This window comes from Streptomyces sp. NBC_01352 (assembly GCF_036237295.1).
Lineage (GTDB): Bacteria > Actinomycetota > Actinomycetes > Streptomycetales > Streptomycetaceae > Streptomyces > Streptomyces plumbiresistens.
The window spans coordinates 6,176,192-6,202,726 of record NZ_CP108354.1; the positions used below are offsets into that span (position 1 = coordinate 6,176,192).

Sequence of the window (26,535 nt, forward strand, 5' to 3'; positions counted from 1 at the left end):
TGTGAAGCAGTCGCAACGGGCGGGCGGGAACGTTCGAACGGCTGCTTCAATGGTCCCCGACGCCGCGGGATGCGAGGACGGTGGCTGCGGATGAGGGTCGTGACCTGGAACCTGTGGTGGCGCTTCGGCCCCTGGGAAGCGCGGCAGAAGGCGATCCTCGCCGTGTTACGGGACCTGCGCCCCGATGTCGTCGGGCTGCAGGAGGTGTGGGCCGCGGACGGGGAGAACCAGGCCGAGTGGCTCGCCGACGAGATGGGCCTGCACTGGACGTGGGCGCCGTCCCCGTCGCCCGAACGCTGGCGGCGCCGCATCGGGGACCCCACCGTCGACATCGGCAACGCGGTCCTCAGCCGCTGGCCGGTGGTCGACCAGGAGGTGCTGGAGCTGCCCGCACCGGCCGCCCTCGCCGACGGCCGCACAGCCCTGTACGCCCGCCTGGCCACCCCCGCCTACGACGTCCCCTTCTTCACCACCCACCTCACCTCGGCCCCGTACGCCTCCGCGGTGCGCTGCCGTCAGGTCACCGCGGTAGCGGAACTGGTCGCCCGGCACCGGGGCGGCACCCCGTTCCCGCCCGTCGTCACGGGGGACTTCAACGCCTGGCCGGACTCGGACGCCGTCCGTCTGTTCGGCGGCTACAAGACCGAGCCGGCCGTACCCGGCCAAGTCCTCTACGACGCCTGGGAGTACGCCGACCCGGCCGCCCCCTCCGCCACCTGGACACCAGAAAACCCCTACACGGCACGGGTGTTGGAGCCTGCCGTCCGCATCGACTACATCCACGTCGGCCCGCCCGGCCCGGTCGGCGAGGGGCACGTCCGGCATGTCCGGCGGGCGGGCGACGGGCCTGTGGACGGGGTGTGGGCCTCGGATCACGCGGCGGTGGTGGCTGACCTGGCGGATGTGGCGGAGCTCGGGGACGAGATCAGCGTTCCTTGACGGAAGTCAGGGAAACGGGCGCGGTGAGCGCCACCCGGGTCGCGCGGATGCTGTGGGAGCCGTGTGCGCGGCGTGTGATCGGGCGGCGAGGGCGCCTGGGCCCCGTGTTACGGTCCCGCGGGCATGATCATGTGAACGGGGGGCGGGGCCGGCGATGGCAGGGGTTTTTCGGCGGATCGACGAGTCCGCGACCGAGCGTGCCGAGCGGCTGGCGGGGCTGAGCGAGCGGATGCTGAAGGCGGGGAGCAAGAACGATCTGCTGGATCTGATCGACCTGGCGTTCGCGGAACCCCCGCCGGAGGGTGATCCGGGGACGCTGGAATCGCTGGGCATGCGGTACCGCGACCAGCTCGACGAGGCCATGGGCCTGCACGAACGGGTGGACCGGGTGGCCCGCAAGGGGCTCCCGGAGGTCTGGGTCGGCGACACGAGTGTCCTCGCCCAGGACGCGGTGGGTGCCGTGTCGCGGGCGGTGTCGGACATGGCGGAGGCGTTCGAGGGCGGTTCCAGGGCGCTGATCGTGCTGGCCGACGCCATCACGGAGGCCCAGAGCCAGGACAGCGAAGGCCGGGGGAAGCTGAAGCAGGCGCTGGCGGAGATGGGCAGCGACCGCGAGGGCTTCTTCGACGAGATGCGCGAGAACGACGAGGAGGAGTGGGACCGCAAGAACGCCGCCCACTTCGCCTCGTACGGCGTCGGCCTGATGCGCACGGCCGTGCTCGCCGCCGGCGAGGCCTGCCGGGTCGCGGCCCGGGACCTGAACAAGTGGGCCGCCGAGGCACGTACGGGGAAGATGACCACCGACGAGCTGTCCGCGGTCGACCGGCTGATGCTGGCCGACGCCAGTGGCGTGAACGGCGAGGCCGAGTACAACGAGATCCTCACCGCGAACGAACTGGAGCGCTCGGGGCGGGCCATGGAGAACCTGCCGCCCGCCGACCGGGCCCGGATGGAACTCCTCATGGCCAACGCGTCATCGCCGCAGGAGAAGGCGTACCTCATGAAGGCCCTCGCCGCCGGACACGGCGTCGGCGAGGTCGAGACCTTCGCCGGCAAGATCCACGGCAAGGACCCGGCGTGGCTGCAGGAGCACCTCGCGCCGATCACCACCCAGGGCGACAGCCTGGACGACCAGGGGACGAAGTACAACGGCTCCAACGTCAACGCCGACCGCCAGGAGTTCGACTCCCAGGGCTGGACCCAGGGCGGCGACGGCCAGGAGGGCACCTGTGTGGCCTCCTCCACCGTCACCGCGCGCGCCATGGTCGACCCGCTCTACGCACTCGAACTCACCGGCGGCCCCAGCGGACAGGAGGACGACCCCGAGGCCTTCCGGCAGCGCCTGGTGGACGAACAGCACCGGGTGCACGAGGAAGGCGGGGGCGGCGCGAACTGGGAGGGCATGGGCCTCGACGGCAAGACCGAGGTCCTCAACAAGGAGGTCGGCCCGGACACGGGCGGCACGTACGAGCTCCAGGAGGTCCGCACCGCCGACGCACGGCGCGACGCACTGCCGGAGATCGAAAAGGCGGTGGCGGAGGGCAAGCCGGTGCCCATCGGCGTCGAGGGATTCGACGAGAACGGCAAGCGGTCGGGCCACGCCATGATGATCATCGGCCAGGAGGGCGACATGCTCCAGATCTACAACCCGTGGGGCACCACCACCTGGGTCAGCGAGGACGACTTCGTCAACGGCGGCATGGCGAAGGCCAGCAACGACGGCCTGCCCAACGCGTACGCCGTCCATCTACCCCAGGACTGAACCGATCATGAACACGCGCGCACTGCTCGTCTGCTCGGCGGCCCTGTCCGGCCTGCTCGCCCTCACCGGCTGCGGCGGGTCCGGCGGATCCGGCGCACCCACCGCCACGGCATCCGTTCCGAGCGTCACGGCGTCCGCCCCCGCCGCCGAGTACGGTCCACGGGACCGGGCCATCACCGTGGCGGCGGGGGACACGTTCTCCCTCACCCTCCCCGCCAGCCCGAACCTGGACCAGGCCTGGTATCTCACCGCCCCCGAACCGGACGCGGACGTGCTGAAGTACCGCGGCAAGCGGGCGGACTACGCAGACAGTGAACTCGACGGCGCCTCCGGCGGCACGCAGTCCTTCGACTTCACCGCGCTCGGGAAGGGCACGGCCACGGTACGGCTGCTGTGGTGCCCGATGAACACCTGCGGCGGCCCCACCGACACGGCGACACCGGTCCCCACCGCCACCGCCACCGGCGCACCGGGCGCCGAGGCCGCCTTCCACGTCTTCGAGGTCACGGTCCGATGAGACGGCGTGGCCGTGACAGGGCACAAGAGACAGGGGGATGACGATGACATCTGCACAGGACTCCACGGCCGCGCCGGACTTCTCGGTACAGAAGAGCGGGCTCACCGGCCAGGCGAAAGAGCTGAACGAGGCGGGCGACGACGCGGGGAAGATCCGTACCGCGATCGACTCCAGGGCCTGCTACGCGTCGGACCTGCTGGGCGGCGCCGTCTCCGCGGAGGCGGTCAACTCGTACGTCGCGGCCTGGACGGCCGAGGCCCGCACGATCGAGGACGCGCTGCACGAGCTCGCCGACAAGCTGCGCCTCGCCAAGGGGGCGTACTCCGGCACCGACGGTCTCGTCGCGACCCACGCCCGCAGCGTGAGCGTGGCCGAGAGCGAGATGACCACGATGCCGACCTTCGCCGAGCGGCCCTCGGTTCTGTCCCAGTACTAGGGGCGAGGGAGCGAAGAGTGAACTCAACGATGCGTACGGCGTCCCGCTCCCGGGGCCGGGCGGTGGTGGTCGGCGCGGTCGCGCTCCTCGCCCTCGCCACGGGCTGCGGAACGGGCACCGACGACTCCGGCGAGCCCGCCAGGTCGACCGAGCCCGTCAGCCGTCCCACCCAGGACCGCAGCATCTCCGCCGGGGTCGGCGAGCGCTTCACGCTCACCGTCGAGGAGAACGCCTCCACCCGCGAGCACTGGTACCTGGGCGACCCCGGGCCCGACACCTCGGTGGTCCGCAGCCGGGGTGAGAAGAGCGCGTCGGACTCCGGCGACGAGCCGGTGCCCGGCGCCGGCAGCGAGCTCACCTTCACCTTCGAGGCCACCGGCAAGGGCAGCACCGAGATCGTGCTGACGCACTGCACGTTCGCGACCACCTGCGAGGGCGACGACACCGGGACCCCCTCTTCGACGCCGACCCCGACCGCGCCCGAGCGGGTCACCTACACCGTCACCGTCAGCTGAGCCGAGGCCCGCGATGAACACGACCCCCGACCACCCGTCCCACACCGACGACGAACTGGCCGAGTTCGACGTCACCGTGCTCCTGCGCTACGGCCTCACCGCCGCCCCCGGCCCGCGCCGCACCGCCCTCTTCGGCGACGGCGCCGCGGCCGCCGCCGTGATCCTCGACCGCCTCGGCACCCAGCCGCGCTCGGTGGCCTTCCTCGCCGAGGTGGTCCGGGCCGGGGGCCTGGCGTACACGGCGGAGCTGCCCGAGCCGTTGCCGCGCCCCGAGGCGGCAGCGGTCGTACGCGACTGGCTGGAGGCCGCCACGCAGCCAGTGCCGCGGCAGGCAATGGCGGGCGGAGCCCCCGCCGACGAGGCGGCGGCCCGCTGGCTGGGAGCCGTCGCGACGATCATCGAGCTGAAGCAGCTGACGAGGGCGCGCACCGCGCGGAACTGACCGCGGAACCGACCGCGGAACTGACCGCCTACTGCCTATGAACGCCCCAGGAAGATCGGGTTGGTGAACGCGGCCAACGCCCCCGGCAGCGGCCCCGCCGCCGCCTCGTGCCGCACCTCCGCCCGGACGTACGCCGCGTAAGCCGGGGTCGTACGCCACTCGACGACCCCCGAACCGGCCACCGGCAGCGGCGCGCTGGTGAACAGCACGCCCTGGTCGGTGACGAGGCGGACCGTGCAGCGCGGGGCGCCCGTGACCTCCAGGCGGACCGTCACCGGCGTGTCCCCGGCCGACTCCAGCCGCTCGCCGATGCCCGCGTGCTGGCCGCGACCGCCCGAGGCCGTGAAGGCGAGGGACACGTTCTTCGACTCGGCGACGTACGAACGTCCCGCGCGGATGCCCTCCTGGATGGCCTCGCGGGTGAGGTCGTCGGCGAGGACGACCGTCTGGGGGAGGCCGATCACGTCCGGGTCGCGGTGGGCGTCGCTGTTGCCCATCGCCGGGATCCACTCCCGGCCGCCGCCCCGCACGGACGCCACGAGCATGCTGTCCCAGTCGGCGAGCGAGACCTCGTCGTCGGGGGTGTACGGCCCGTTCCACACCTCCACCGCGTCCGCCTCGCCGAACCCGAACTTCCAGTTGCAGCCGATGCAGGTGGCGTGCGGGTGGGCCGGTACGACCAGGCCGCCGGCGCGGCGGATCTGCCGGGCGAAGCGGCCGAAGCGGTTGTCGCGGGCCCGGTAGCGCCAGTCGACGAAGGTGCCGGGGTCGGTGCCGAGGGCCACCACGTGGCCGTTCCTCGTGGTGACCTCCTCGCCCAGCATGATCAGCAGGTCCTCGCCCGCCTCGGGCGCCCAATGGGCGTGCGCGGCATGCGTGTTGTGCTCCGAGGAGTTGATGAAGTCCAGGCCGGCCGCCCGCGCCAGCGCCGCGATCTCGGCGGGGGTGCGGCGGCCGTCGGAGTACCAGGAGTGCAGATGGCAGTCCCCGCGGTACCAGTCGCGGCCCCGGCCCTTGGCGCGCGAGGGCGGGTACGCCGGCCGGACGGCCGCGCCCGGCTCGCCGTAGGTCAGCGTGATCGTGATCTCGTACGACAGTCCCTGCGGGGAGACCGTGTACGGGCCGAGCGCGATGTGCCAGGTGCCCTCCCGCACCGGGCCCGCGAGGTACCCCGGTGTCGCGTCGTCCGCGCGGAGGAAGAACTCGGTCCGCGCGCCGCCCGACCAGCCCCGGAACCCCTTTCCGCCCAGTTCCGTACCGCGCTCGTCGAAGATGCCGATGTCGAGGGCGTTGCCCGCGGTGCCGGCCGGGACGGACGGGCGGTCGTAGGTGTAGGCGACCCTGATCTCGCGTACGCCGGAGGGGACTTCGACGGGTACGTAGACGAAGTCGGGGGAGCCGGTGGGCAGGGTGCCGCGGAGCGTCTGCGTCTCCTGGTCCCCGTCGGCCGCCCCGGCCGGTGAGGCGAAGGTCACGCTTCCCAACGTAAGCGCGGCGGCGGCTCCCGTCACGAAGAGTGCGCGTCTTCCGATGCTGTGGTGGACGTTGTCGTCGTTGGCGTCACACATGCCCCAACCGTGCCGGACGCGCGTGAACGGCCGTGGAAAGACAGGGGAATTGGTGCCGCCCCTCTGGATGTCACTAAAGATGCCGACCGGTCGGTATGGACAGATGGGCGCGAAGCCGGTACAGATGAGCCATGCGTATCTCCGTGACGATCTTCCTCACCGACGAGACGATCACCCCGACCCGGCTCGCCCGCGAGCTGGAGCAGCGCGGGTTCGCCGGGCTGTACCTGCCCGAGCACACGCACATCCCCGTCGAGCGGACCAGCCCGTACCCGGCGGGCGGCGAGCTGCCGCCCGAGTACGGCCGCACCCTCGACCCCTTCGTCGCCCTCGGCCAGGCCGCGGCGGTCACCGAGCGGCTCGGCCTGGGCACCGGCATCACCCTGGTCGCCCAGCACGACCCGATCGACCTCGCCAAGCAGGTCGCGAGCGTCGACCACCTCTCCGGCGGCCGCCTCACCCTCGGCCTCGGCTTCGGCTGGAACGTCGAGGAGGCCGCCGACCACGGTGTCGAGTGGCGCACCCGGCGCGAGCTCGTCCGGGACCGGATGGCGCTGATGCGGGCGCTGTGGAGCGAGGAGCCGACGGCGCACGAGGGGGAGTTCGGGAGCGTCCGGGCGAGCTTCGCGTACCCCAAACCGGTACAGAAGCCGCGCGGCCCGGTGGTCGGTCCGCGCACGCTGGTCGGCGGGGCGGCCGGGCCGAAACTCTTCGCGCACATCTGCGAGTACGCCGACGGGTGGCTGCCGATCGGCGGCCGCGGCCTGTCGGAGTCGCTGCCCGTGCTGCGCGCCGCCTGGGCGGATGCGGGCCGCGACCCGGCGGCCCTCCAGATCGTCCCGTACGCCGTCCACCCCTCGCCAGGCAAGCTGGCGCACTACGCCGAGCTGGGCATCGAGGAGGTCGTGGTGCAGCTGCCGCCGGCCGGGGAGGCGGAGGTGCTGGGCGTCCTGGACGACTGTGCCCGTTATCTCCCCGCCGTCGGTGACACCGCCCGTGACACCGTGTAACGCCGGGCGGGCGGGGACGAATCGGACGGTTCCTGACTGCACTGATCACGTCGCTCGTATGCTCGAAGGATGACGACTTCCGCGACCCCCGGAACCGGCCCCACCGAGAACTCCATGCGTCGCGCCCTCAAACGCGCCAGGGACGGCGTCGCCCTCGACGCCGCCGAGGCCGCGGTGCTGCTCCAGGCCCGAGGTGAGGCCCTGGAGGACCTCACCGCGTCCGCCGCCCGCGTGCGCGACGCGGGCCTTCAGGCGGCGGGCCGCCCCGGCGTCATCACCTACTCCAAGAGTGTCTTCATCCCCCTCACCCGGCTGTGCCGGGACAAGTGCCACTACTGCACCTTCGTCACCGTCCCCGGCAAGCTGCGCCGCGAGGGGCACGGGATGTTCATGTCCCCGGACGAGGTCCTCGACGTGGCCCGCCGAGGCGCCGCCCTCGGCTGCAAGGAAGCCCTGATCACCCTCGGCGACAAGCCCGAGGACCGGTGGCCGGAGGCGCGCGAATGGCTCGACGCGCACGGCTACGACGACACGATCGCGTACGTCCGCGCCATCTCCATCCGCATCCTGGAGGAGACGGGCCTGCTGCCGCACCTCAACCCCGGCGTGCTGTCCTGGACGGACTTCCAGCGCCTCAAGCCCGTCGCCCCGTCCATGGGCATGATGCTGGAGACGACCGCCGAGCGGCTCTGGTCCGAGCCCGGCGGCCCGCACTACGGCTCCCCGGACAAGGAGCCCGCCGTCCGGCTGCGGGTGCTCGAGGACGCCGGCCGTTCCTCCGTCCCCTTCACGTCCGGCATCCTCATAGGGATCGGCGAGACGTACGAGGAGCGGGCGGAGTCGCTGTTCGCGCTGCGGAAGGTGTCCCGGGCCTACCACTCGATCCAGGAACTGATCATCCAGAACTTCCGCGCCAAGCCGGACACCGCGATGCGCGGCATGCCGGACGCGGAACTGGACGAGCTGGTCGCCACGGTGGCGGTCGCCCGGCACATCATGGGCCCGTCCGCCTGTCTCCAGGCCCCGCCGAACCTCGTGGACTCCGAGTACGAGCGGCTGATCGGCGCCGGCATCGACGACTGGGGCGGGGTGTCCCCGCTGACCATCGACCACGTCAACCCGGAACGCCCCTGGCCCCAGATCGAGAAACTGTCCGAGAGGTCGGCCGCCGTCGGCTTCGAACTGCGCGAACGCCTGTGCGTGTACCCCGAGTTCGTGCAGCGCGGCGAGCCCTGGCTGGACCCGCGGCTGCGCCCGCACGTACGGGCGCTCGCGGACCCGGAGACCGGACTCGCCCGCCCGGACGCCGTCGTCGAGGGGCATCCGTGGCAGGAGCCGGAGGAGGCGTTCACCGCGTCCGGCCGTACGGATCTCCATGTGTCGATCGACACCGAGGGCCGTACGTCCGACCGCCGCGACGACTTCGACGAGGTGTACGGCGACTGGGCCGCCCTGCGCGAGGCGGCCGTCCCCGGCATGGTGCCGGAGCGCATCGACACGGACGTACGCGCGGCACTGGCGACGGCGGCGGACGACCCGACCCGCCTCACCGACGAGGAGGCCCTCGCCCTGCTGCACGCGGACGGCCCGGCGCTGGACGCGCTCACCCGCATCGCCGACGACGTCCGCAAGTCGATGGTCGGCGACGACGTCACCTACATCGTCACGCGGAACATCAACTTCACCAACGTCTGCTACACCGGCTGCCGCTTCTGCGCCTTCGCCCAGCGCCGCACGGACGCCGACGCCTACACCCTCTCCCTGGACCAGGTCGCCGACCGCGCCCAACAGGCCTGGGAGGTGGGCGCCGTGGAGGTCTGCATGCAGGGCGGCATCCATCCCGACCTGCCCGGGACGGCGTACTTCGACATCGCGAAGGCGGTCAAGACCCGCGTCCCCGGCATGCACGTGCACGCCTTCTCCCCGATGGAGGTCGTGAACGGCGCCACGCGCACGGGCCTGTCCATCCGCGAGTGGCTCACGGCCGCGAAGGAGGCCGGCCTCGACTCCATCCCCGGCACGGCCGCCGAGATCCTCGACGACGAGGTCCGCTGGATCCTCACCAAGGGCAAGCTGCCGACGGCCACCTGGATCGAGGTGGTCAGCACGGCCCACGAGCTGGGCATCCGCTCGTCCTCGACGATGATGTACGGCCACGTGGACCAGCCGAGGCACTGGCTGGGGCACCTGCGCACGCTGGCCGGCATCCAGCAACGGACGGGCGGCTTCACGGAGTTCGTCACCCTCCCCTTCATCCACACGAACGCGCCGGTGTACCTGGCGGGCATCGCCCGCCCCGGCCCGACCATGCGGGACAACCGGGCGGTGACGGCGATGGCCCGGTTGTTGCTGCACCCGCACATCCCCAACATCCAGACCAGCTGGGTGAAGCTGGGCACCGAGGGCGCGGCCGAAATGCTCCGCTCCGGCGCGAACGACCTCGGCGGCACCCTCATGGAGGAGACCATCTCCCGCATGGCGGGCTCCTCCTACGGCTCGTACAAGTCCGTCAAGGACCTGATCGAGGTGGCGGAGGCGGCCGGCCGCCCGTCGAAGCCGCGGACGACCCTGTACGGCGAGGTCTCCGAGGAACGGCAGCGGGCGGCAGCAGTGTCGGACGGGCATCTGCCGGAGTTGTTGCCGGTGTTGGACTGACCCGGGCCCCGGCCGGGCAGTAGAAAGGGCCGGTTGGCGCCTTTGATCCGGTGGCGAGGGGGACGACGGGTGAGCGGAACGACGACGGGTGGACTGCGCGACGACGATCTGCCGGTGGTGTTCCGCTCCTCGGACGCCGCCTCGCTGACCGGCCAGCGCCGCTACATCGGGGGTACGAAGTGGCGGCTGCTGCTGGCGGTGGCCGCGGCGGCGTGCGGGGTCCTCGATCACCGGGCGGCGTTTCTCGCCCTGGTCGCGGTCTTCGTCGCGACGCTGCTGGTGGAGGTCTGGCTGCTGGCCGAGCGGCCGGAGCAGGCCTGGTACGACGGCCGGGCGCTGGCCGAGTCCACGAAGACGCTCGCCTGGCGGTACGCGGTGGGCGGGACCCCGTTCCCGGCCGACGTGCCGCAGGGCGAGGCCCAGCTCCGCTTCCTGGAGCGCTTACGGGAGTTGGTCAGGGAGGCGCCCGCCACGAGCCTCGTCCCGATGGGGTCGGCCGCGGTCACGGACGCCATGAACGACCTGCGCGGCCAGGACTTCGCCGCCCGGAAGAAGGCGTACGTACGGCATCGCGTCGAGGATCAGCTGGGCTGGTACACGAACAAGGCGCAGGCGAACGTCGTACGGGCGCGGCGCTGGCGGCTGCTGCTCATCGCCGTCGAGGGACTCGGCCTGACGGCGGCGGTGCTGCGGCTCACCGGTGTGCTGGACTTCGATCTCGCCGGGGTCCTCGCGGCCGTCCTGGGCGCCGGCTCGGCGTGGTTCGCGGTGCGGCAGTACGAGACGCTGGGCCGTGCCTACACCTTCGCCGCCACCGAGCTCAGCGTCGTCCACGACCGGCTGACCCAGGCCGGGGAAGCCGCCTGGGCCCAGGAGGTCGCGGACGCGGAGGAGGCGATCAGCCGCGAGCACACGATGTGGCGGGCGTCGCGGGGGGCGGGGTGAGGTGGGATCCGGCGCCGACGGGCTCACAGTACGATGATCGGACCCTCGATGTGGGGGTCGCACAGCTGTCTGTCCGTCGCTGAGGAGATGCGTGCCCGTGCCTGCCCGACGGCTTCCCTCGTGGGTCTGGGTGACCGGCCTGACGGTGGGCGCGGTTGTGGCGGTCTCCGTCCTGGCCGTGGAGGCGGACAAGGGGCCGCACCCGACCGCCACGGCCGCCCGACCGACCGCTTCGGCGGGCGTACAGCCCACGCCCACCAAGTCCGCGGCGCCGGCCGCGGTGCCGGACGGCTCCGGCACCGGGCGGCGCATCGTCTACTCCCTGGGGCAGAAGCGGGTCTGGCTGGTCGACGCGAGCGACGCGTCCCGCCGTACCTTCGCGGTCTGGCCGGGCACCGTCGATCCCGGCCCGGGCACCTACACGGTCGGTACCCGCACGGACGCGACGACGGGCTCGGACGGCGTGCAGATCGAGCACATCGTCTACTTCGCCACCGCGTCCGGCGTCAACATCGCCTTCTCCAGTGCGGTGGACGGCTCCTCGCCGCCCCCGCCGGCCGCCGGTGTCCAGACGGGCGGCATCCGCATGAAGACGGCCGACGGGGACGCGCTGTGGACGTTCGGGGAGACGGGGACGACGGTCGTGGTGGTCAGCTAGCGGAGCGTGTGCCCGCGTCCCCGAGCGGCAGGTTCACCACCAGCAGCACGACCCCGCTGAACACGAACGCCCGCGTCGCCGCGTCCAGCCCGTTCCAGTCCCCGGACTGCCACATCGAGAACCACTCGCCGCCGATCGCGATGAACCCGGCACCGAACAGCAGCATGACCATCAGCAGGCCGTACGTCGAAATCCGCCGGGCACCCGCGTGATCCCTCCGCACCCACAGCCACGTCCCGTAGAGCAGGACGAGCGCGGCGACCGTCTCCCACACGATGATCGCGACATACGCCGCGTCCTGAAGTCCCTTGCTGGTGATGGCTCTCCACATCAGGTCGTCGTCCTTGAACGTCGTATCCATGGCGAGCACGTGCTGCACGAACTGCTGATTCGTCCCGAAGTCCGTGATGTTCCCGAAAGCGACGAGCGCCATGTAGAGGGCGACGGTGGCGGTGAGGAGGGTGGCGGTGAGGGAGAGAGCGCTGCGTGAGGTTGTAGTGGCCATGGCGGCCATCTTTCCTGCCTGACGCGGGGTGCCGGTACCGATTGAGCCAGACTGGTGGCGGGCGGGATGCGCGGGCGAGGACGCCGAACTGGCCTTGGACCACGCGGACTTGGGGAACCGGTCGGTGTCCTTGGGGTGACGCCGCCGAGGCTGCCCGCGGCCGGACGACCGCTCAGCCGATGCTGATCGTTGGCCGGGCCACGACCGGCCAGACCGACCACACCAGCCCACTCCGGTCACTCCCGGCATACCGATTCGCCCCTGAACTCCCCGTCCCCGTTCGATTACAGTGCTGAACTGTCGTACGAGTGGACGGTGCCGTGGGAGGTCTTGGTGGGTGCGACAGCCGGGGCCGTCTGGGGGCGGGCCGAGCAGCAGGATTTTCGGGGGCGGGTGCGGGGGACCCTGCTCGGGGTGGCCGTCGGGGACGCGCTGGGCGCGCCGGTGGACGGGCTCGGGCTGGCGGAGATACGGGAGGAGTACGGGGCGGAGGGGCTGCTCGATCTCGGGTTCGGGTACGGGCGGCGCGGCGCGGTCAGTCATCTCACGCAGCTGACCCTGTTCACCGTGGACGGGCTGATACGCGCCCAGGTGCGCCGCGACACCGGCGCCTGGCATCCGCCCACCGACGTGCACCGGGCGTATCTGCGCTGGTTCGCCACCCAGCGTGACTGGGGTCCCGACGAGCGGCGCAAGGACGACGGGTGGCTCGCGCGGGAGGAGTGGCTGTATGCCCGGCGGGATCCCACCCGGCCCCTGCTGCTCGGGCTCGGCGACGACACCATGGGGACGCTGGACTCGCCCAAGAACGCCGGTGAGGCCGGTCCGGAGGCCGCCGCCCGGTCCGCGCCCTTCGGGCTGCTGGTGGGGTGGGAGCCGCAACTCGTCGTACAGCTCGCCGTGGAGTGTGCCGCGCAGACCCACGGGCATCCCACCGCGTGTCTGGCCGCCGGCGCGTACGCCGTGATCGTGCACTCGCTCGCCCGCAGCGAGAGTCTCGACGCTGCCGTGCAGCGGGCCCTCGCGCTGCTCGCCGTCCGGCCCGGGCACGAGCCCGTGTCGGACGGGCTGCAGCACGCGCTGGGCGCCGTACGGCAGGGCATGCCCGCTCCGGCCCGGGTGGAGGAGCTGATCGGGGACGGTACGGCGGAGGGGCTGCTGTCCGCCGCCGTGTACTGCGCGCTCGTGGGGGAGGACGTACGGCACGGGCTGTGTCTGTCGGTCAACCACGACGGGCCCTCCGCCGCCGCGGGCGCGCTCACCGGCGGCCTGCTCGGCGCCCTGCACGGCGAGACGGCCCTCCCGCCGGCCTGGCTGGCCGAGCTGGAGGGCCGTCCCACTCTGCTGGAACTGGCGGACGACTTCGCGATGGAGATGACCCAGGGGCCCGCACTGCACGGCCCGGCCGGGTCGTCCCCCGGGTGGCTCGCCCGCTATCCGCGGGCGTGACCTCAGTCCTTGACCGGTGCCGGACCCACCTTGTCCATGGGGTCCGCCGGCGTCGGGATCGCCGCGGCGCCGGCGGTCCCGTCCCCGTCCGTGTTGATCGTCTCGATGATCGCGAGGCGTTCCGGGGTGTCCTCCGGCTTGAGGAAGCCGATGAGGATGTAGAGGACCAGGGAGACGGCCAGTGGGATCGACACCTGGTACTGGAGCGGGACGCCGCCGTCGACGTTCCAGTTGATCGGGTAGTTGACCAGCCAGAAGGCGAACAGACCCATGGACCAGCTGGTGAGCGCGGCCGTCGGGCCCGAGCGGCGGAACGGGCGCAGCAGGCCGAGCATCATCGGGATGGCCATCGGGCCCATCAGGCCGGCGACCCACTTGATGACGACGGTGATGATGTCCTTGAAGGCGGGGGAGTTGACCTGGGTGGCCGCCGCCATCGACAGACCGAGGAAGACGACCGTCGCGAGCCGCGCCGCGATCAGCCCCGAGCGCTGGCTCCAGCTCCGGGCCCGCGTCGAGATCACCGGCGCCACGTCCCGGGTGAAGACGGCGGCGATCGCGTTGGCGTCGGAGGAGCACATGGCCATGGTGTGGGAGAAGAAGCCGACGATGACCAGGCCCAACAGGCCGTGCGGCAGGAGCTGTTCGGTCATCAGGCCGTAGGAGTCGGAGCCGTCCGGCTTCTGGGACTCCACCAGCAGCGGCGACATCCACATGGGGTAGAAGAGGACCAGGGGCCAGACCAGCCAGAGAACCGCCGACAGCCTCGCCGAGCGCTCGGCCTCGCGGGGGCTGGAGGTGGCCATGTAGCGCTGGGCCTGGTTGAGCATGCCGCCGTTGTACTCGAAGAGCTTGATGAAGAGGAACGCCAGCAGGAACACCGCGCCGTAGTCGGCGACCAGCGGCTTCTCGTGGCCCTGGAGGGCCGGCTGGTCCCAGGCGTCGATGAATCCGATGTTCCTGTCACCGAGTTCCATGACCACGGCGACGAACATCGCGACACCGGCGAGGAGCTGGATGACGAACTGGCCCAGCTCGGTCAGCGCGTCCGCCCACAGGCCGCCGATCGTGCAGTAGACCGCCGTGATGGTGCCGGTGATGAGGATGCCCTGGTTGAGCGAGATACCGGTGAAGACCGAAAGCAGGGTCGCGATCGCGGCCCACTTCGCGCCGACGTCGACGATCTTCAGCAGCATGCCGGACCAGGCCAGGGCCTGCTGGGTCTTGAGGTCGTAACGGTTCTTCAGGTACTCCAGCGGTGAGGCGACATGGAGTCGCGACCGCAGCCGGTTGATGCGCGGGGCGAACAGCTTCGAGCCGATGGCGATGCCGAGCGCGATGGGGAAGGACCAGGTCACGAAGGACGTCACGCCGTAGGTGTAGGCGATGCCCGCGTACCCGGTGAACATCACCGCGCTGTAGCCCGACATGTGGTGGGAGATGCCGGAGAGCCACCAGGGCATCTTGCCGCCGGCCGTGAAGAAGTCGCTGACGTTGTCCACCCGCTTGTGCGACCAGACGCCGATTGCGACCATCACGCCGAAGTAGCCGATGAGCACGGCCCAGTCGAGACTGTTCATGTGCCCCCTTCCAGGGTCCGTGGCCAGGGTCAGGCATGTGAACTCTGGGTTCGGTGACATGCCCGCGGCAAGCAAGCGGATGGTCAAGAGCACGTAAAATTGTTCTGAGAGCTGTTCCTGGTTTATGTATATGAACTCCAGGTTGGCTGAAAAGGGTTAGGTCAGCGCATCAGCTCCCCCGCGTTGACCAGCAGCGACTGCCCCGTGATCGCCCGCGACCGGTCCGAGGCCAGAAACACCGCCGCGTCCGCCACGTCCGCGTCCGAGGCGAGCTCGGGCAGCGCCATCCGGCCACTCAGCCGCTCCAGCACCTCCGCCTCCGGCACGCCCTCCGTCTGCGCCGTGAACTGGACATACGCCCGCACCGGCGGACCCCACATCCAGCCCGGCAGCACTGTGTTGACCCGGATGCGGTACGGCCCGAGCTCCCGCGCCAGCGAGTACATCGCGCTGGTCAGCGCCCCCTTCGACGCCGCGTACGCCGCCTGCCGCACCTGCGACGGAGCCGCCACCGCCGACTGCGTACCGATGAACACCACCGAGCCCCCGCCCGCCTTCAGCCCCGGCAGACAGGCCCGCGTCATCCGCAGCGTCCCCAGCAGGTTCACGTCGATGACGGACTGCCAGGTCGTGAAGTCGGCGTCCTCCAGGCCGCCGAAGTAGCTGTCCCAGGCCGCCACATGGACCACCGCGTCGATCCGCCCGAACCGCTCCCGCGCCAGCTCCGCCAGCGCCCCGCACTGCCCCTCGTCGGTGACGTCGGTCGCCCGGTACGCCGTGTGCGCCCCGTCCGGATCGATTTCGGCCGCGCTCTTGGCGAGGTTCGCCCCGGTCCGCGCCCCCAGCACCGCGTTCCCGCCGTCCCGTACGACGGCCGCCGCGACCTGACGGCCGAGCCCGGCCCCGACTCCCGACACGACGACGGTCTTGCCTGCGAGCAGTGACATGGGGTCCTCCCCGGCTCTGGCGCATTATCTGACGGAGCGTCAGAGTATGGGCGCCCCGCCGAGGAAGGGGAAGGGGAAGGGAGTCGCAGCGGACAAGGTTCTGAAGCGGCCCGCCGGGCATCCGGCGGGCCGCTCAGGAGTCGCGGGGGCGGTAACGCCCCGACCAGGACCTCACATGTGCACCACGGGTGCGGCATCGGGGTCGGCGGCCGGTACGCCACGCCGGTAGAGGAGAACGCTGACGATCAGGCCGACGGCGAAGAAGGCGGCCGACCACCAGTAGGCGGTGGAGTAGGACTCCAGGCTGGCCTGGGCGAGGACGGCCGGGTCCTTGGGGTTCTTGCCGACCAGGTAGTCGGTGACGGCACTGGCGGAGAGGGTGTTCAGCAGGGCCGTGCCGAGGGAGCCGCCGATCTGCTGCATGGTGTTGACGGTGGCGGAGGCCACGCCGGCGTCCTCGGCGCCCACACCCGCGGTGGCCAGGCTCATGGCCGGGGCCATCACCAGGCCGATGCCGAAGCCCACGACGACGAGCGGGGGCAGGATGTGCGTGAGGTAGCTGCTGTTCAGGTCGAGGGTGGTCAGCAGGACCAGTGCCGCGGCGGCGAGGCCCATGCCCAGCGACACCACCGGCCTGGGACCGAAGCGGGGGATGAGCGTGCTGGTGGCGAGGATCGCGGCGACCATCAGCCCGCCGACCATGGGCAGGAAGGCCAGTCCGGTCTTGACGGGGGTGTAGCCGAGGCTCAACTGCAGGTAGTAGGTGAGGAAGAGGAAGACACCGAACATGCCGGCGCCGGAGATCAGCAGGGCGACGAAGGAGGCGCCGCGGTTGCGGTCGAGCAGGATGCGCAGGGGCAGCAGGGGGTGGGCGGAGCGGGTCTGCCACCAGGTGAACGCGGCGAGCAGGACGGTGCCGGCGAGCAGGAGGCCCCAGGTGGCCGGGGAGCTCCAGTCCTTGCTCTCGGCGTTGGAGAAGCCGTAGACCAGGCAGAACAGGCCGCTGGTGACCAGGACGGTGCCGGGGATGTCGATCTTCACGTTCTTGTCGCGCGTGGAGCGCTGGAGCAGCAGTGCACCGCCGACCAGGGCGACGACGGCGAAGGCGAGGTTGACGTAGAGGGTCCAGCGCCAGTCGAGGTACTCGGTCAGCACTCCGCCGAGCAGCAGGCCGATGGCGCCGCCGGAGCCGGCGATGGCCCCGTAGATGCCGAAGGCCTTGGCGCGTTCCTTGGGGTCGGTGAAGGTCGTGTTCAGCAGGGACAGCGCGGCCGGGGCGAGCAGGGCACCGAACATGCCCTGTCCCGCACGGGCGGCGATGAGCATCTCGAAGCTTCCCGCGGCACCGCCGAGGGCGGAGGCACCGGCGAAGCCGACCAGGCCGACCAGGAAGGTCATCTTGCGCCCGTAGAGGTCGGCGATGCGGCCGCCGAGCAGGAGCAGGCTGCCGAAGGCGAGCGCGTAGGCGGTGACGACCCACTGCCGGTCTCCGTTGGAGAAACCCAGGTCCTCCTGTGCGGAGGGCATCGCGATGTTCACGATCGTGGCGTCCAGCACGACCATCAGCTGGGCCACGCCGATGACGGCGAGGATCCACCAGCGGTGGCCGGGTGACTTCTGGCCTGACGGCAGGGAAGTGACTGTCGTACCGACAGAGGTGTCGGTGGAGGCGTCGGGCATGGCGAACACTCCAGAAACATGGACAGGAGGGCGGAAGAGGATCCGGCTGGTGAGCCGACGCCGCGCGGCATGCTCGCCCAGGAAGCGTCTGACGCTTGTCAGATTAGCGGTAATCTGACAAGTGTCAAGTGAGTCTTTCGTGGGCTCGTACGATGGCCCTGGCACAGTGCGACCTGGGAGTACTCGCCACGTAGGGGCCGGCAACAAGGCATGGAGGCAGGATGGGCGCGACAGCCGAATTCGCTCGAAGGCCGGGACGCCCCGGCGCGGACACTCCCGCGGTGCCCGAGGAAGAGGCCATCATGCAGCGGGGACTGGAGGCCTTCGCGGAGCTGGGATACGACCGTGCTTCCGCCCGCGAGCTGGCCCGCCGTCTGGGCGTCAGCCACAACTTCATCAACGACCGGTACGGGGCAAAGGCGGCGTTCTGGCGTGCGGTGATGGACGCTGCCCTGGGCGCGCAGCTGGCGGGTCTGCCGCAGGTGGATCCCTCGGCCGACGATGCCGAGTATCTGCGGCGGGCGATCACCGGCTTCTACCGGTCCGCCGTGGACACACCCCTGATCGGACGGATCTTCGTCGACGAGCTCTCCCAGGACACCGAGCGGTTGGAGTACCTGTACGAGCGTTACATCGCCCCGACCCTGCAGCCGATGATGGCCGCCATCGAGCGGCTCGTGGCCTCCGAGCGCATGACGCCCATCTCGATGGACGTGTTGTTCTTCGCCGTCATCCCTCCCGTCGCGGGCATGCTGGACACGCCTCTGGCCCGACGCCTGGGCAGGCCCGCGAACTTCTCCTCGGAACAGCTCACCGCCACGGCCGAAACGCTGGCGGCCGTGGTGGTCAACGGCCTTCTCGCGACAGGGGCCGGCGGCTGCCCTGGGGCTTGATTCGGCCTCCGTGGTCGATTGCCCGCGGCCGCGCGGTATGCGTCAGGCGGCCGGCCGCACCAGGCCGGATTCGTAGGCGAGGGCCACCGCCTGCACGCGAGCGCGGGCGCCGGTCTTGGCGAGGATGTGGCTGACGTGGGACTTGACGGTGGTCGGGGCGATGGACAGCCGTTCGGCGATCTCGGCGTTGGACCAGCCCGAGGCCACAGCGGTGAGGACGTCGCGTTCGCGTCCGGTGAGGGTGCCGAGGCCGATGTCCCGACCGAGGGGGCGGGCGGCGCGCTGTTGGCGGACGACGTCTATGAGCGCGCGAGTCAGGACGGGGGTGATCACGGCGTCCCCGGCGGCCACGGCACGGATGGCCGCGGTCACTTCGTCCGGGGACGCGTCGTCGAGGAGGAATCCGCCGGCTCCGGCCCGCAGGGCGGCGTAGGCGTATTCCTGGTGGCCGGTCGGGGTCAGAACGAGTACGCGAGGCGGGGGCCCTGCCGCATCGGTGGGTGCCAGGGGCTCGGGCAGGTGCGAGGGCCGTGCGATGCGCCGGATGGCCTCGATGCCGTACCGCTCGGACGGGCGGCCGGCCATGAGGACGATGTCGGGACGGAGTGCGGCGCTCATGGTGACCGCGTCGGCCCCGCTCGCGGCTTCGCCGACGACGACCAGGTCGGGCTCGGCGGTCAGGCACACGCGCAGGGCGTAGCGGTGCAGGGACTGGTCATTGACGATGAGTACGGAGACCATGCCTGTCTTCTCCATGCTGTTTCTGAACGAAACTGTTTCGTTCACTTCCTTTACGGTAGCGCTCCGCGTTATCGAAACGGCATCGTTCTTCTTGTGGTGTGGGTCACACCTTGGTGCTGCCGAGCACGGTCGCCGCAGGGCTCACCGCAGCTCGTCCACGTAACGGTCCGTCCCGGGCACCGTCGGGATGAACGGTGCGACGAGCTGCACGTCGCCCAGCCCCGAAGCCGCGACAGCCGTGTCCAGGTCCGCGAAGTGGTCGCGCCAGCCGTCGCGGGGGTCGCGCTGGAGGAACCACAGCAGGGTCAGCCGGGTCCCGACCCCCTCGACCGGCTTGACGTAGCTCATCCGGTCCACGGGCAGAGGCGTCGGCGCGAAGACGGTCACCATGGCCGCGGGCGAGCCCGCCAGCCGTTTCGGAAGGTGGTCCTCGCGCAGCCACGCGAGCAGCTCCCCGCGGTTGCCGGGGGAGCCGGCGTCGATGACCTGGACGACGAGCCCGGCGTAGGGGTGGTCGAGGGCGTGGATGTCACGCGGGCCGCTCCCGCCGTCGCGGTAGACGGTCGCCACGTGGTCCTGGAACGCGGTGAAAACGTGCGTGCGGTCCTGGAAGACCCGGTGGTCACGGTTGAGGCGCTTGTTGATGCCGACGGTCCACCGCATGTGGTCGGCGTAGCGGCCCGCGGTCATCCAGTAGACGGATATGTAGCACCCCGCCGTCACCGGCTGCGCCACGGCGGAGGCCGGGGGGTAGCGCAGGAGTTGCAGGTCCCGCGTGGCGACCCACCGGCGTCCGGCGTACAGCCAGGGCATCGCCATCGCGCCGGCGATGTAGTGGTCGTCTTCGTACCAGCGGTTGTACTCGCGCTCCCGGCCGGGGTGCGGCTCGACCATGGTGATGAGCGCGTGTCCGAGGTCGGCTCCGTAGGGGCCCACGGCGGCCAGTTCCGCGTACAGGTGGCTGCGGGTTTCGGGTGCGTGCGTCGCGTCGTCTGTCATGGGTCCGGTCTAGCTGACGACACGTCAGATTGGGAGAGGGATGCCACCCGCTCCGCCTGAAATCCCTGAGGGGCCACTTCTCGTCCGATCGAGACGGGTGACGGGTGGCGGGTGGGCACAGGCCGGGGGTCTGGGGGCGGCGCCCCCGGAGGCCCACCCCGCCCACGGTCACTTCAACTCGTCGGGGCAAGGAGTTCCCCGCGGCACCGTATAAGGCGCGGCCAGCCGGTACGTCCCCGCCTGCGGAGCAAGAAGCATCGTCCACTTGTCGCCCTCCGCGTCCTCCTCCGTCTCCATCAGGCAGCCGTTGACGTTGTCGTACGTCTTCGGCGTCCCGTCGGCCCGGTCCTTGGAGGCGTCCGTCTCCTGCGGCGGCTTCAGCTTGTTGCCCTCGGCGTCGACGATGCTCAGCCACGGCGAGTACGGGATCCGGATGAGAATCCGCCCCGCCTTCTTCACCTGCATGGTCATCTCGCCCTGCGCGGCCCGCTCGACAACGGCGTTCGGCTCGGCCAGCGGCGCCGGGTCGGTCACCCGGAACAGCTGCCAGTTGGCGTCGCCCCAGATCTGCTTCAGATACGGCATGCCCCGCTGCACCAGCTGCCGCTCGCGCTCGCCTCCGTCGCCGTCCGGCGTGTCCTTCGGCAGGACCACGAAGTGCACGGCCCAGCGCTTGAGCCATTCGTGGTAGTTCGCCGAGTTGAGGGTGTCGTCGTAGAAGAGCGGGTTGCGTTCCATGTCGGCCTGGCGGTTCCAGCCACGGGCCAGGTTGACGTACGGGGCGAGCGCGGAGGCCTCGCGGTGGGAGGCGGCCGGTACGACCTCGACGCGGCCCTTCTCGGCGCCGACCTCCTGGAGTTCGTTCACGAGCGGCGCCAGCTCACGCGCCCAGGACGCCGTCGGGGTCGTATGGACGACGTCGTCGACCGACTTGAAGCCGATCCACGTGGTGAAGCCGGCGAAGGCCACCACGATCGCGTACCACTTGCGCGTGCGCGGCACCGCGAACGGCAGCGCGGCCACCAGGGCCACCCCCGCGAACAGCATCGCGAGGCGCGAGATGTTGGAGCCGATCTGCGAGCTGACCAGCCACACCAGGACGATCGAGAGGGCGTACACCCCGGCCGTGAGCCGGACCGTCTTCCACTCGCGCGGGACGAGGAAGAGCACGAAGAGGGCGTACAGCAGCGGCAGGATCACCGAGCCGATCTTCATCGGCTGGGTGCCGGCGAAGGGAAACAGCCAGGCGGACACCGCCACGACCGCCGAGGGCGCCAGGCCCAGCGCCCAGGCGCCCGGCCGGCGCTTCTGCAGGAACAGCGCCGCCGCCACGAGCCCCACGAACAGGCCCGCCACCGGCGACGCCATGGTCGCGAGCGCGGCCAGCGGGGCCGCGCACAGGGCCTTCGCCCAGCGTTTGTAGCGCCAGCGGTACGGCCAGCAGAACACGACGGCGACCGCGCCCAGCGCGAACATCGTGCCGAGCCCGAACGTCACCCGCCCCGACGCCGCGTTGCACAGGAACGCGAACACGCCCGCGAGCGAGGCCCACAGCGGGTTCTTCACCGAACGGCTGCGGATGAGGACCATCGTCAGCAGTCCGGCCGAGATCGTCCCCGCGATCATCATCGTCGTACGGACACCGAGGACCGACATCAGATACGGCGACACCACGCTGTACGACACCGGGTGCATGCCGCCGTACCAGGCCAGGTTGTACGCCGAGTCCGGATGCCGGCCGACGAACTCGGCCCACGCGTCCTGCGCCGCGAGGTCGCCGCCACTGTTCGCGAATGTGAAGAACCAGACGACGTGCAGGGCGCCGGAGAGGGCGGTGACGGAAAGGACGGGGTGGCGCAGGAGGCGCTCGCGGAGGGCGAGGAAGGCGGTTCTGAACCGGGAACCGAACCTGGACCCGGGACCGAATCTCGAACCGAACCCGGATCCGACCGTGGAGGGTCTACGGCCGTGCTCGTGATCCTCCGTGTCCGGTGCGGGCTCGCGTATTCGCGGGCCGGCTCCCGGGCCCGGATCGGTGTCGTCGGTGCGTGTCGGCTCCGCTGTGGCCACCTGAAGGCACTCCCCGTGGTGTCCCGTCTTCTGTTCTCGGCCGCGTCCCGTGAGCGACCTGCCCCGATTCGTGACGCTAGCACGCACACCGCCGACCGGAACCCGGGCGGGCTCCGGTCGGCGGCGTATGCGGCGCACTTATGGGACCGGATCAGCCGAGACGCGTCAGCTTGTCCGTGTAGGCCGGCTCGACGAGGTCCCGTTGCAGGGCGACCGGGACCTTGACCGCGCCGTTGGACCCGTCACCGACGGTGAGCGTGCCGACCTTGGTGCCGGCCTTCGCGGTGTGGGGCAGGTCGTCGGCGTCGAAGGACAGCTGCACCTTGAACCCGGCCCAGCCGACCGCGGTGACGTCCTTGGTGAGGACCACCGGCGTCTGCCCCCCGAGCCCGTCGTCCACGTACCCGACGACGTCGCCCTTCTTCAGGATCTTCGCCGAGACCAGCTCGTCCTGGGCGCCCAGCATCGCGGTCTTGCTGACGTCGTTGACGGTCTGGATGATCGGCGCCTTGTGCTGGCCGAGGATCGCACCCACCAGGGTGACGGTCTCGCCGCCGACCTCCTTGCGGGCCGCGAAGAGGAGGTTGCCGCCGGCCTTGGTGGTGGTGCCCGTCTTGATGCCGATGGCACCGTTGTAGGGGACGAGATAGTTGTAGTTGTACACCTTCTGCCCGGACGGATCGATCCACTCGCCCATGGACGTGATCTCCATCAGGGCGGGCATCTTCACCAGCTCGTTGCCGAGCTTCACCTGGTCCTCGGCGGTGGAGACGGTGGTCTCCTTCAGGCCGGAGGCGTCGGTGTACGTGGTGTTCTTCATGCCGAGGTCCGCGGCGGCGTCGTTCATCTTCTTGATGAAGTCCGCCTCGTTGCCCGCGTCCCAACGGGCCAGCAGGCGCGCGATGTTGTTCGCGGACGGGATCATGATGGCCGCGATGGCCTGCCGCAGGGTGAGCTTGTCGCCCGCCTTGACGGTGTTGAGGGTGGACTCGCCGTCCTTGTTGTAGCCGCCCTCCTTCTCGGCGGTGGCGTCGACGGGGACGTTCGGCCCCTCCGCGCCCGACTTCAGCGGGTGGTCCTTCAGCACGACGTACGCCGTCATGGCCTTGGCCACGGACCCGATGGCGACCGGCGTCTGCTTGCCGAAGTCGCCCATCGTGCCGATGCCGTTGACGTCCATCCAGCCCTGGCCCTCGCTCGGCCAGGGCAGGCTCGCCCTGCTGCCCTCGAAGGTGTACGACTCGTCGGCGGTCAGCGTCAGTTCGGGGCTCGGCAGCGGTCGTACGGCCTGCACGATCGCAAACACGACCGCCAGCAGCAGCACCAGCGGGGTCCAGATCTTGACCCGCCGCACGATCGTGCGGACCGGGGTCTCCGGAGGCGGCGGCGTGTTCGTCAGCTCCGCCAGCAGATCCAACGGCGGCCTCGGCGGCAACGGCTGCTGAGTCGTCCGCTCCGGACCCACCTGGGGGACGGAGGACGTGGCGTCGGCGGGCGGCTTGGCCTTCGGCTCCTGCGTCACCTGCGGCAGCGCGGTGGTGGCATCGGGCGCCTTCGGCGCCGGCCTGCGCGTCGCCGGGTCCTCCAGCGGCTTCAGCGCCACGAACTTGCTGGTCCGCTCGGCGGGCGACTCGGCCTTGTCCCCGGCCGGCTTCGCGGCATCGCCGAGCTTCAGCGTGGTCGTCGGCTGATCCACGGCGGGCGCGGAGGGCCGTACGGCCTTGAAGACGGCGGTGGGCTGGTCCACGGGGGGCTTGGCGTCGCCGGGCGACTCGTCGCCCTTCTTCGGAGTACCGGTATCGGTGCCGCTGTCGGGGGCCGCCGTGCCCGTGTCGGAGGTCTGGTTCGCTTCCGCATCGGCCTCGTCCTGCGCAGGCTCCGGCGCGGCGTCCTCGGCCTCCGCCGTTTCGTCCGCGGACGCCACCCACGCCGCCACGGCGTCCCGCAGCCGGACGTCACCCGTCACACCGACCTCGCCACCCGCACCGGAAGCGCCGTCCTCGACCTCAGCGTTCTGCCCGGCCTCTTCGGCGTCGGAGCTGTCGGCCTGCGGCTCCACGGCGTCCTTGGCGGCCTCCTCGGCCGTCCCGGCCTCGGTGGTGTCCTGCGCGGCGTCCGCGGCCTCTTCGGCGTCGGTGCTGTCGGCCTGCGGCTCCACGGCGTCCTTGGCGGGCCCGTCGGCCGTCTCGGCCTCGGTGGTGTCCTGAGCGGGCTCGTCGGCCTTCGGCTTCCCGGCGTCAGCCTGCGGCTCCGTGGCACCCTTCGCGGCCTCTTCGGCGTCGGAGCTGTCGGCCTGCGGCCCCACGGCGTCCTTGGCGGCCTCCTCGGCCGTCCCGGCCTCGGTGGTGTCCTGCGCGGCTTCGTCGGCCTCGGGCTTCGCGGCGTCAGGCTGCGGCTCTGTGGCGTCCTGCGCTGCCTCGTCGGTCTCCGGCTTCCCGGCGTCAGCCTGCGGCTCTGTGGCGTCCTGCGCGGCGTCTTCGGCCTCTTCGGCGTCGGTGCTGTCGGCCTGCGGCTCCACGGCGTCCTTGGCGGGCCCGTCGGCCGTCTCGGTCTCGGTGGTGTCCTGCGCGGCTTCGTCGGCCTTGGGCTTCGGGGCGTCGGCCTCCGCCTCGGTGGTGTCCTGCGCGGGCTCGTCGGCCTTCGGCTTCCCGGCGTCAGCCTGCGGCTCTGTGGCGTCCTGTGCGGCCTGCCCGGCCTCTTCGGCTTCGGAGCTGTCGGCCTGCAGCCCCACGGCGTCCTTGGCGGCCTCCGTGGCGTCCTGCGCGGCCTCTTCGGTCCCCGGTTCCCCGGCGTCGGCCTTGGCCTCTCCTGCGTCGGCCTCCGGAGTCCCGGCGCCGGCTTTCGCCTTCGCGGTGTCCGGAGCGGCCTCCTCGGCGTTCTCCGCCTCCGCGGTGAGTTCCCGTACCGAGAACACCCTCGTCGCCGTGTCGACGCCGCCACGGGCCGTGGCGGCGGCGCCGGAGGGCTCCCGGGCCACCGCGAGGCGCGGGTCGCGCTTCTCGGTGGGGTCGGGGGACTCCGTCCTGGCCTCGGGAACCGGGCCCGCGCTCCCCGACGTCGGTTCTGCCGACGACTCGCGCTGCTTCGACCTGTCGGGGGACTCGCCCGCCACCGATGCCTCCTCCATGCGCCGGACACCACCCGTGTCCGTACGCCTATCGAACCGTGAACCGCCGCCCGGAACACCGCTCTGCCGCAGTGTCCGAACCATGTACCAGTGTCCTGTGTGTGGGCTTGCCCGGGACGGTAGACGAGAACGACATACCTACCGGTTCCCTCACAAACAGGTCACGCACCCTCGACAGACCAATGTGAGAGGGGTCACCCTGTCATTCATCCACGCGGGGAGGCATGGATGGGCATGAGCCGCAGAACACTTCCGGAGGAGCTTCTGCTTCTGGCGCTGGACCCGGCCACGGGTACCACCGCACAGCCGCAGTCGCTCGACCTTGGTCTGGCCGGAGCGCAGCTAGTGGAGCTGGCGCTGGCCGGACGGATAGCCCCAGACGGGGATCGTATCGCCGTGGTGTCCCCACGGCCGACTGGAGATCCAACACTGGACTGCGCGTTGGAGTTGCTGCGAAGGCGTGGCGCTCCGGTACGTGCTATCCACTGGATTGGCGGGCCGCGTCTCGGGCTGCGCCAGACCTACCTCTCGCATCTGGAGCGGTGCGGCATGGTGCATGCCGTGGCGGGCCAGATGTGCGGAGTGCTGCCTACGACTCGCTACCAGGCGAGTCAGACCGAGATCAGCCGGGAGATCAGAACCCGACTGGACTCCGCGATCCGCACCGGCGTACCGCCGGACCCGCGGACCGCGGCGCTCGCCGCACTGGCGCACGCGGTCGGCCTCGGCAAGCACCTGTATCCGGGGAACGAGGGACGCTCGTCCCGATCCCGGCTGCGGGACCTGATCAGGCACGACCCCATGGGCGGCCTCGTGGCACACGCCGTGATGGACGTCCAGAACGGCGCGGCTGCCCAGCCGCGTCGCAGCCCGGCACCGGCCGGCCGTCAGGCCGCCCCCGGAGCCAGGCCCGCACCGGAGCCCGCCCGCGGCGTTCCGATGCAACCGCGCCGAGGATCGATGACGCGCGTCGTGGCCCACTGAGCCGCAGTTCCACGACACCAGGGCAAACACAGCGCACCAGGGCACCAGGGCACCAGGGCACCACACAGCATGACCCGCACCACCGAGCGCCGCACCGCAGTCCCCAAGACCGG

General features: G+C 71.1%; 22 protein-coding genes. 13 read left to right on the forward strand and 9 right to left on the reverse strand.

The genetic code is table 11. From position 1 onward, the window contains the following. Positions 1–90: 90 nt before the first annotated feature. The 6 genes from OG252_RS28845 (at position 91) to OG252_RS28870 (ending at position 4,611) form a co-directional block, all read left to right on the forward strand. Positions 91–939 (forward strand): endonuclease/exonuclease/phosphatase family protein, encoded by an 849-nt coding sequence (locus OG252_RS28845; RefSeq protein WP_329339757.1) that lies wholly within the window; start codon positions 91–93, stop codon positions 937–939. Between the two features lie 154 nt (positions 940–1,093). Next, the gene (locus OG252_RS28850; protein WP_266437955.1) at positions 1,094–2,701 is read left to right on the forward strand and encodes a peptidoglycan-binding protein; all 1,608 of its coding nucleotides are present in this window, start codon (positions 1,094–1,096) and stop codon (positions 2,699–2,701) included. Between the two features lie 7 nt (positions 2,702–2,708). Further along, complete coding sequence (locus tag OG252_RS28855; RefSeq protein ID WP_266437958.1) at positions 2,709–3,218, forward strand: protease inhibitor I42 family protein; 510 nt, start codon at positions 2,709–2,711, stop codon at positions 3,216–3,218. 43 nt (positions 3,219–3,261) lie between these two features. Continuing rightward, positions 3,262–3,654 (forward strand): type VII secretion target, encoded by a 393-nt coding sequence (locus OG252_RS28860; RefSeq protein ID WP_266437960.1) that lies wholly within the window; start codon positions 3,262–3,264, stop codon positions 3,652–3,654. A gap of 17 nt (positions 3,655–3,671) precedes the next feature. Continuing rightward, a complete protein-coding gene (locus OG252_RS28865; RefSeq protein ID WP_266437963.1) occupies positions 3,672–4,169 on the forward strand; it encodes a protease inhibitor I42 family protein in 498 nt (165 codons plus the stop codon). Between the two features lie 13 nt (positions 4,170–4,182). Beyond that, entirely contained in the window at positions 4,183–4,611 is a 429-nt protein-coding gene (locus OG252_RS28870) for a hypothetical protein (protein WP_329339761.1), read from the forward strand. A 35-nt stretch (positions 4,612–4,646) separates the two neighbouring features. On the opposite strand, the gene OG252_RS28875 is transcribed toward OG252_RS28870, so the two are convergent. Continuing rightward, positions 4,647–6,179, reverse strand: a complete 1,533-nt coding sequence (locus tag OG252_RS28875; RefSeq protein WP_329339763.1) for a CehA/McbA family metallohydrolase — start codon at positions 6,177–6,179, stop codon at positions 4,647–4,649. Positions 6,180–6,310: 131 nt separating this feature from the next. On the opposite strand from OG252_RS28875, the gene OG252_RS28880 reads away from it, so the two are divergent. From OG252_RS28880 to OG252_RS28895, 4 genes are all read left to right on the forward strand, one after another. Then, complete coding sequence (locus tag OG252_RS28880; protein WP_266437972.1) at positions 6,311–7,189, forward strand: LLM class F420-dependent oxidoreductase; 879 nt, start codon at positions 6,311–6,313, stop codon at positions 7,187–7,189. A 69-nt stretch (positions 7,190–7,258) separates the two neighbouring features. Further along, positions 7,259–9,844 carry a bifunctional FO biosynthesis protein CofGH gene (locus tag OG252_RS28885; RefSeq protein WP_329339766.1) on the forward strand — a complete coding sequence of 862 codons (2,586 nt, stop codon included), beginning with the start codon at positions 7,259–7,261 and terminating at the stop codon, positions 9,842–9,844. Positions 9,845–9,913: 69 nt separating this feature from the next. Continuing rightward, positions 9,914–10,789 carry a DUF4231 domain-containing protein gene (locus tag OG252_RS28890; RefSeq protein WP_329339768.1) on the forward strand — a complete coding sequence of 292 codons (876 nt, stop codon included), beginning with the start codon at positions 9,914–9,916 and terminating at the stop codon, positions 10,787–10,789. A gap of 91 nt (positions 10,790–10,880) precedes the next feature. Further along, entirely contained in the window at positions 10,881–11,447 is a 567-nt protein-coding gene (locus OG252_RS28895; protein WP_266437980.1) for a hypothetical protein, read from the forward strand. Here the strand turns inward: OG252_RS28895 and OG252_RS28900 are convergent. Beyond that, positions 11,440–11,952 (reverse strand): DUF2165 domain-containing protein, encoded by a 513-nt coding sequence (locus OG252_RS28900; RefSeq protein ID WP_266437983.1) that lies wholly within the window; start codon positions 11,950–11,952, stop codon positions 11,440–11,442. The genes OG252_RS28895 and OG252_RS28900 overlap by 8 nt on opposite strands. A 333-nt stretch (positions 11,953–12,285) precedes the next feature. Here OG252_RS28900 and OG252_RS28905 point away from each other — a divergent pair, with 333 nt between their 5' ends. Further along, the gene (locus OG252_RS28905) at positions 12,286–13,401 is read left to right on the forward strand and encodes an ADP-ribosylglycohydrolase family protein (protein ID WP_266437986.1); all 1,116 of its coding nucleotides are present in this window, start codon (positions 12,286–12,288) and stop codon (positions 13,399–13,401) included. Positions 13,402–13,403: 2 nt separating this feature from the next. Here the strand turns inward: OG252_RS28905 and OG252_RS28910 are convergent, their stop codons facing one another. From OG252_RS28910 to OG252_RS28920, 3 genes are all read right to left on the reverse strand, one after another. Next, positions 13,404–14,981, reverse strand: a complete 1,578-nt coding sequence (locus OG252_RS28910; protein ID WP_329339771.1) for a sodium:solute symporter family protein — start codon at positions 14,979–14,981, stop codon at positions 13,404–13,406. Positions 14,982–15,142: 161 nt separating this feature from the next. Further along, complete coding sequence (locus OG252_RS28915; protein ID WP_329339773.1) at positions 15,143–15,928, reverse strand: SDR family oxidoreductase; 786 nt, start codon at positions 15,926–15,928, stop codon at positions 15,143–15,145. 171 nt (positions 15,929–16,099) lie between these two features. Continuing rightward, a complete protein-coding gene (locus OG252_RS28920) occupies positions 16,100–17,608 on the reverse strand; it encodes an MFS transporter (RefSeq protein ID WP_266437992.1) in 1,509 nt (502 codons plus the stop codon). Positions 17,609–17,889: 281 nt separating this feature from the next. Here OG252_RS28920 and OG252_RS28925 point away from each other — a divergent pair, with 281 nt between their 5' ends. Continuing rightward, positions 17,890–18,501: a TetR/AcrR family transcriptional regulator gene (locus OG252_RS28925; protein ID WP_329339776.1), complete on the forward strand. Its 612-nt coding sequence runs from the start codon at positions 17,890–17,892 to the stop codon at positions 18,499–18,501. A gap of 42 nt (positions 18,502–18,543) precedes the next feature. Here the strand turns inward: OG252_RS28925 and OG252_RS28930 are convergent, their stop codons facing one another. The 4 genes from OG252_RS28930 to OG252_RS28945 all read right to left on the reverse strand — a co-directional run bounded on the left by OG252_RS28930 (position 18,544) and on the right by OG252_RS28945 (position 25,438). Then, on the reverse strand, positions 18,544–19,242 hold the full coding sequence (locus OG252_RS28930) for a response regulator transcription factor (protein WP_329345212.1): 699 nt from the start codon (positions 19,240–19,242) through the stop codon (positions 18,544–18,546). A gap of 141 nt (positions 19,243–19,383) precedes the next feature. Next, positions 19,384–20,241, reverse strand: coding sequence for a hypothetical protein (locus OG252_RS28935; protein WP_266437998.1), 858 nt, complete (start codon positions 20,239–20,241; stop codon positions 19,384–19,386). Positions 20,242–20,409: 168 nt separating this feature from the next. Then, positions 20,410–22,311, reverse strand: coding sequence for an MFS transporter (locus OG252_RS28940; protein ID WP_329339778.1), 1,902 nt, complete (start codon positions 22,309–22,311; stop codon positions 20,410–20,412). A gap of 151 nt (positions 22,312–22,462) precedes the next feature. Beyond that, on the reverse strand, positions 22,463–25,438 hold the full coding sequence (locus OG252_RS28945) for a D-alanyl-D-alanine carboxypeptidase (protein WP_329339780.1): 2,976 nt from the start codon (positions 25,436–25,438) through the stop codon (positions 22,463–22,465). Between the two features lie 228 nt (positions 25,439–25,666). On the opposite strand from OG252_RS28945, the gene OG252_RS28950 reads away from it, so the two are divergent. Continuing rightward, a complete protein-coding gene (locus OG252_RS28950; RefSeq protein ID WP_266438006.1) occupies positions 25,667–26,422 on the forward strand; it encodes a GOLPH3/VPS74 family protein in 756 nt (251 codons plus the stop codon). Positions 26,423–26,535: the final 113 nt, after the last annotated feature.

Coding starts and splice junctions, on each gene's coding strand:
- OG252_RS28845 (WP_329339757.1), top strand. CDS start 91: ATGAGGGTCGTGACCTGGAACCTGTGGTGGCGCTTCGGCCCCTGGGAA.
- OG252_RS28850 (WP_266437955.1), top strand. CDS start 1,094: ATGGCAGGGGTTTTTCGGCGGATCGACGAGTCCGCGACCGAGCGTGCC.
- OG252_RS28855 (WP_266437958.1), top strand. CDS start 2,709: ATGAACACGCGCGCACTGCTCGTCTGCTCGGCGGCCCTGTCCGGCCTG.
- OG252_RS28860 (WP_266437960.1), top strand. CDS start 3,262: ATGACATCTGCACAGGACTCCACGGCCGCGCCGGACTTCTCGGTACAG.
- OG252_RS28870 (WP_329339761.1), top strand. CDS start 4,183: ATGAACACGACCCCCGACCACCCGTCCCACACCGACGACGAACTGGCC.
- OG252_RS28875 (WP_329339763.1), bottom strand. CDS start 6,179: ATGTGTGACGCCAACGACGACAACGTCCACCACAGCATCGGAAGACGC.
- OG252_RS28880 (WP_266437972.1), top strand. CDS start 6,311: ATGCGTATCTCCGTGACGATCTTCCTCACCGACGAGACGATCACCCCG.
- OG252_RS28885 (WP_329339766.1), top strand. CDS start 7,259: ATGACGACTTCCGCGACCCCCGGAACCGGCCCCACCGAGAACTCCATG.
- OG252_RS28900 (WP_266437983.1), bottom strand. CDS start 11,952: ATGGCCACTACAACCTCACGCAGCGCTCTCTCCCTCACCGCCACCCTC.
- OG252_RS28910 (WP_329339771.1), bottom strand. CDS start 14,981: ATGAACAGTCTCGACTGGGCCGTGCTCATCGGCTACTTCGGCGTGATG.
- OG252_RS28915 (WP_329339773.1), bottom strand. CDS start 15,928: ATGTCACTGCTCGCAGGCAAGACCGTCGTCGTGTCGGGAGTCGGGGCC.
- OG252_RS28920 (WP_266437992.1), bottom strand. CDS start 17,608: ATGCCCGACGCCTCCACCGACACCTCTGTCGGTACGACAGTCACTTCC.
- OG252_RS28930 (WP_329345212.1), bottom strand. CDS start 19,242: ATGGTCTCCGTACTCATCGTCAATGACCAGTCCCTGCACCGCTACGCC.
- OG252_RS28935 (WP_266437998.1), bottom strand. CDS start 20,241: ATGACAGACGACGCGACGCACGCACCCGAAACCCGCAGCCACCTGTAC.
- OG252_RS28945 (WP_329339780.1), bottom strand. CDS start 25,438: ATGGAGGAGGCATCGGTGGCGGGCGAGTCCCCCGACAGGTCGAAGCAG.
- OG252_RS28950 (WP_266438006.1), top strand. CDS start 25,667: ATGGGCATGAGCCGCAGAACACTTCCGGAGGAGCTTCTGCTTCTGGCG.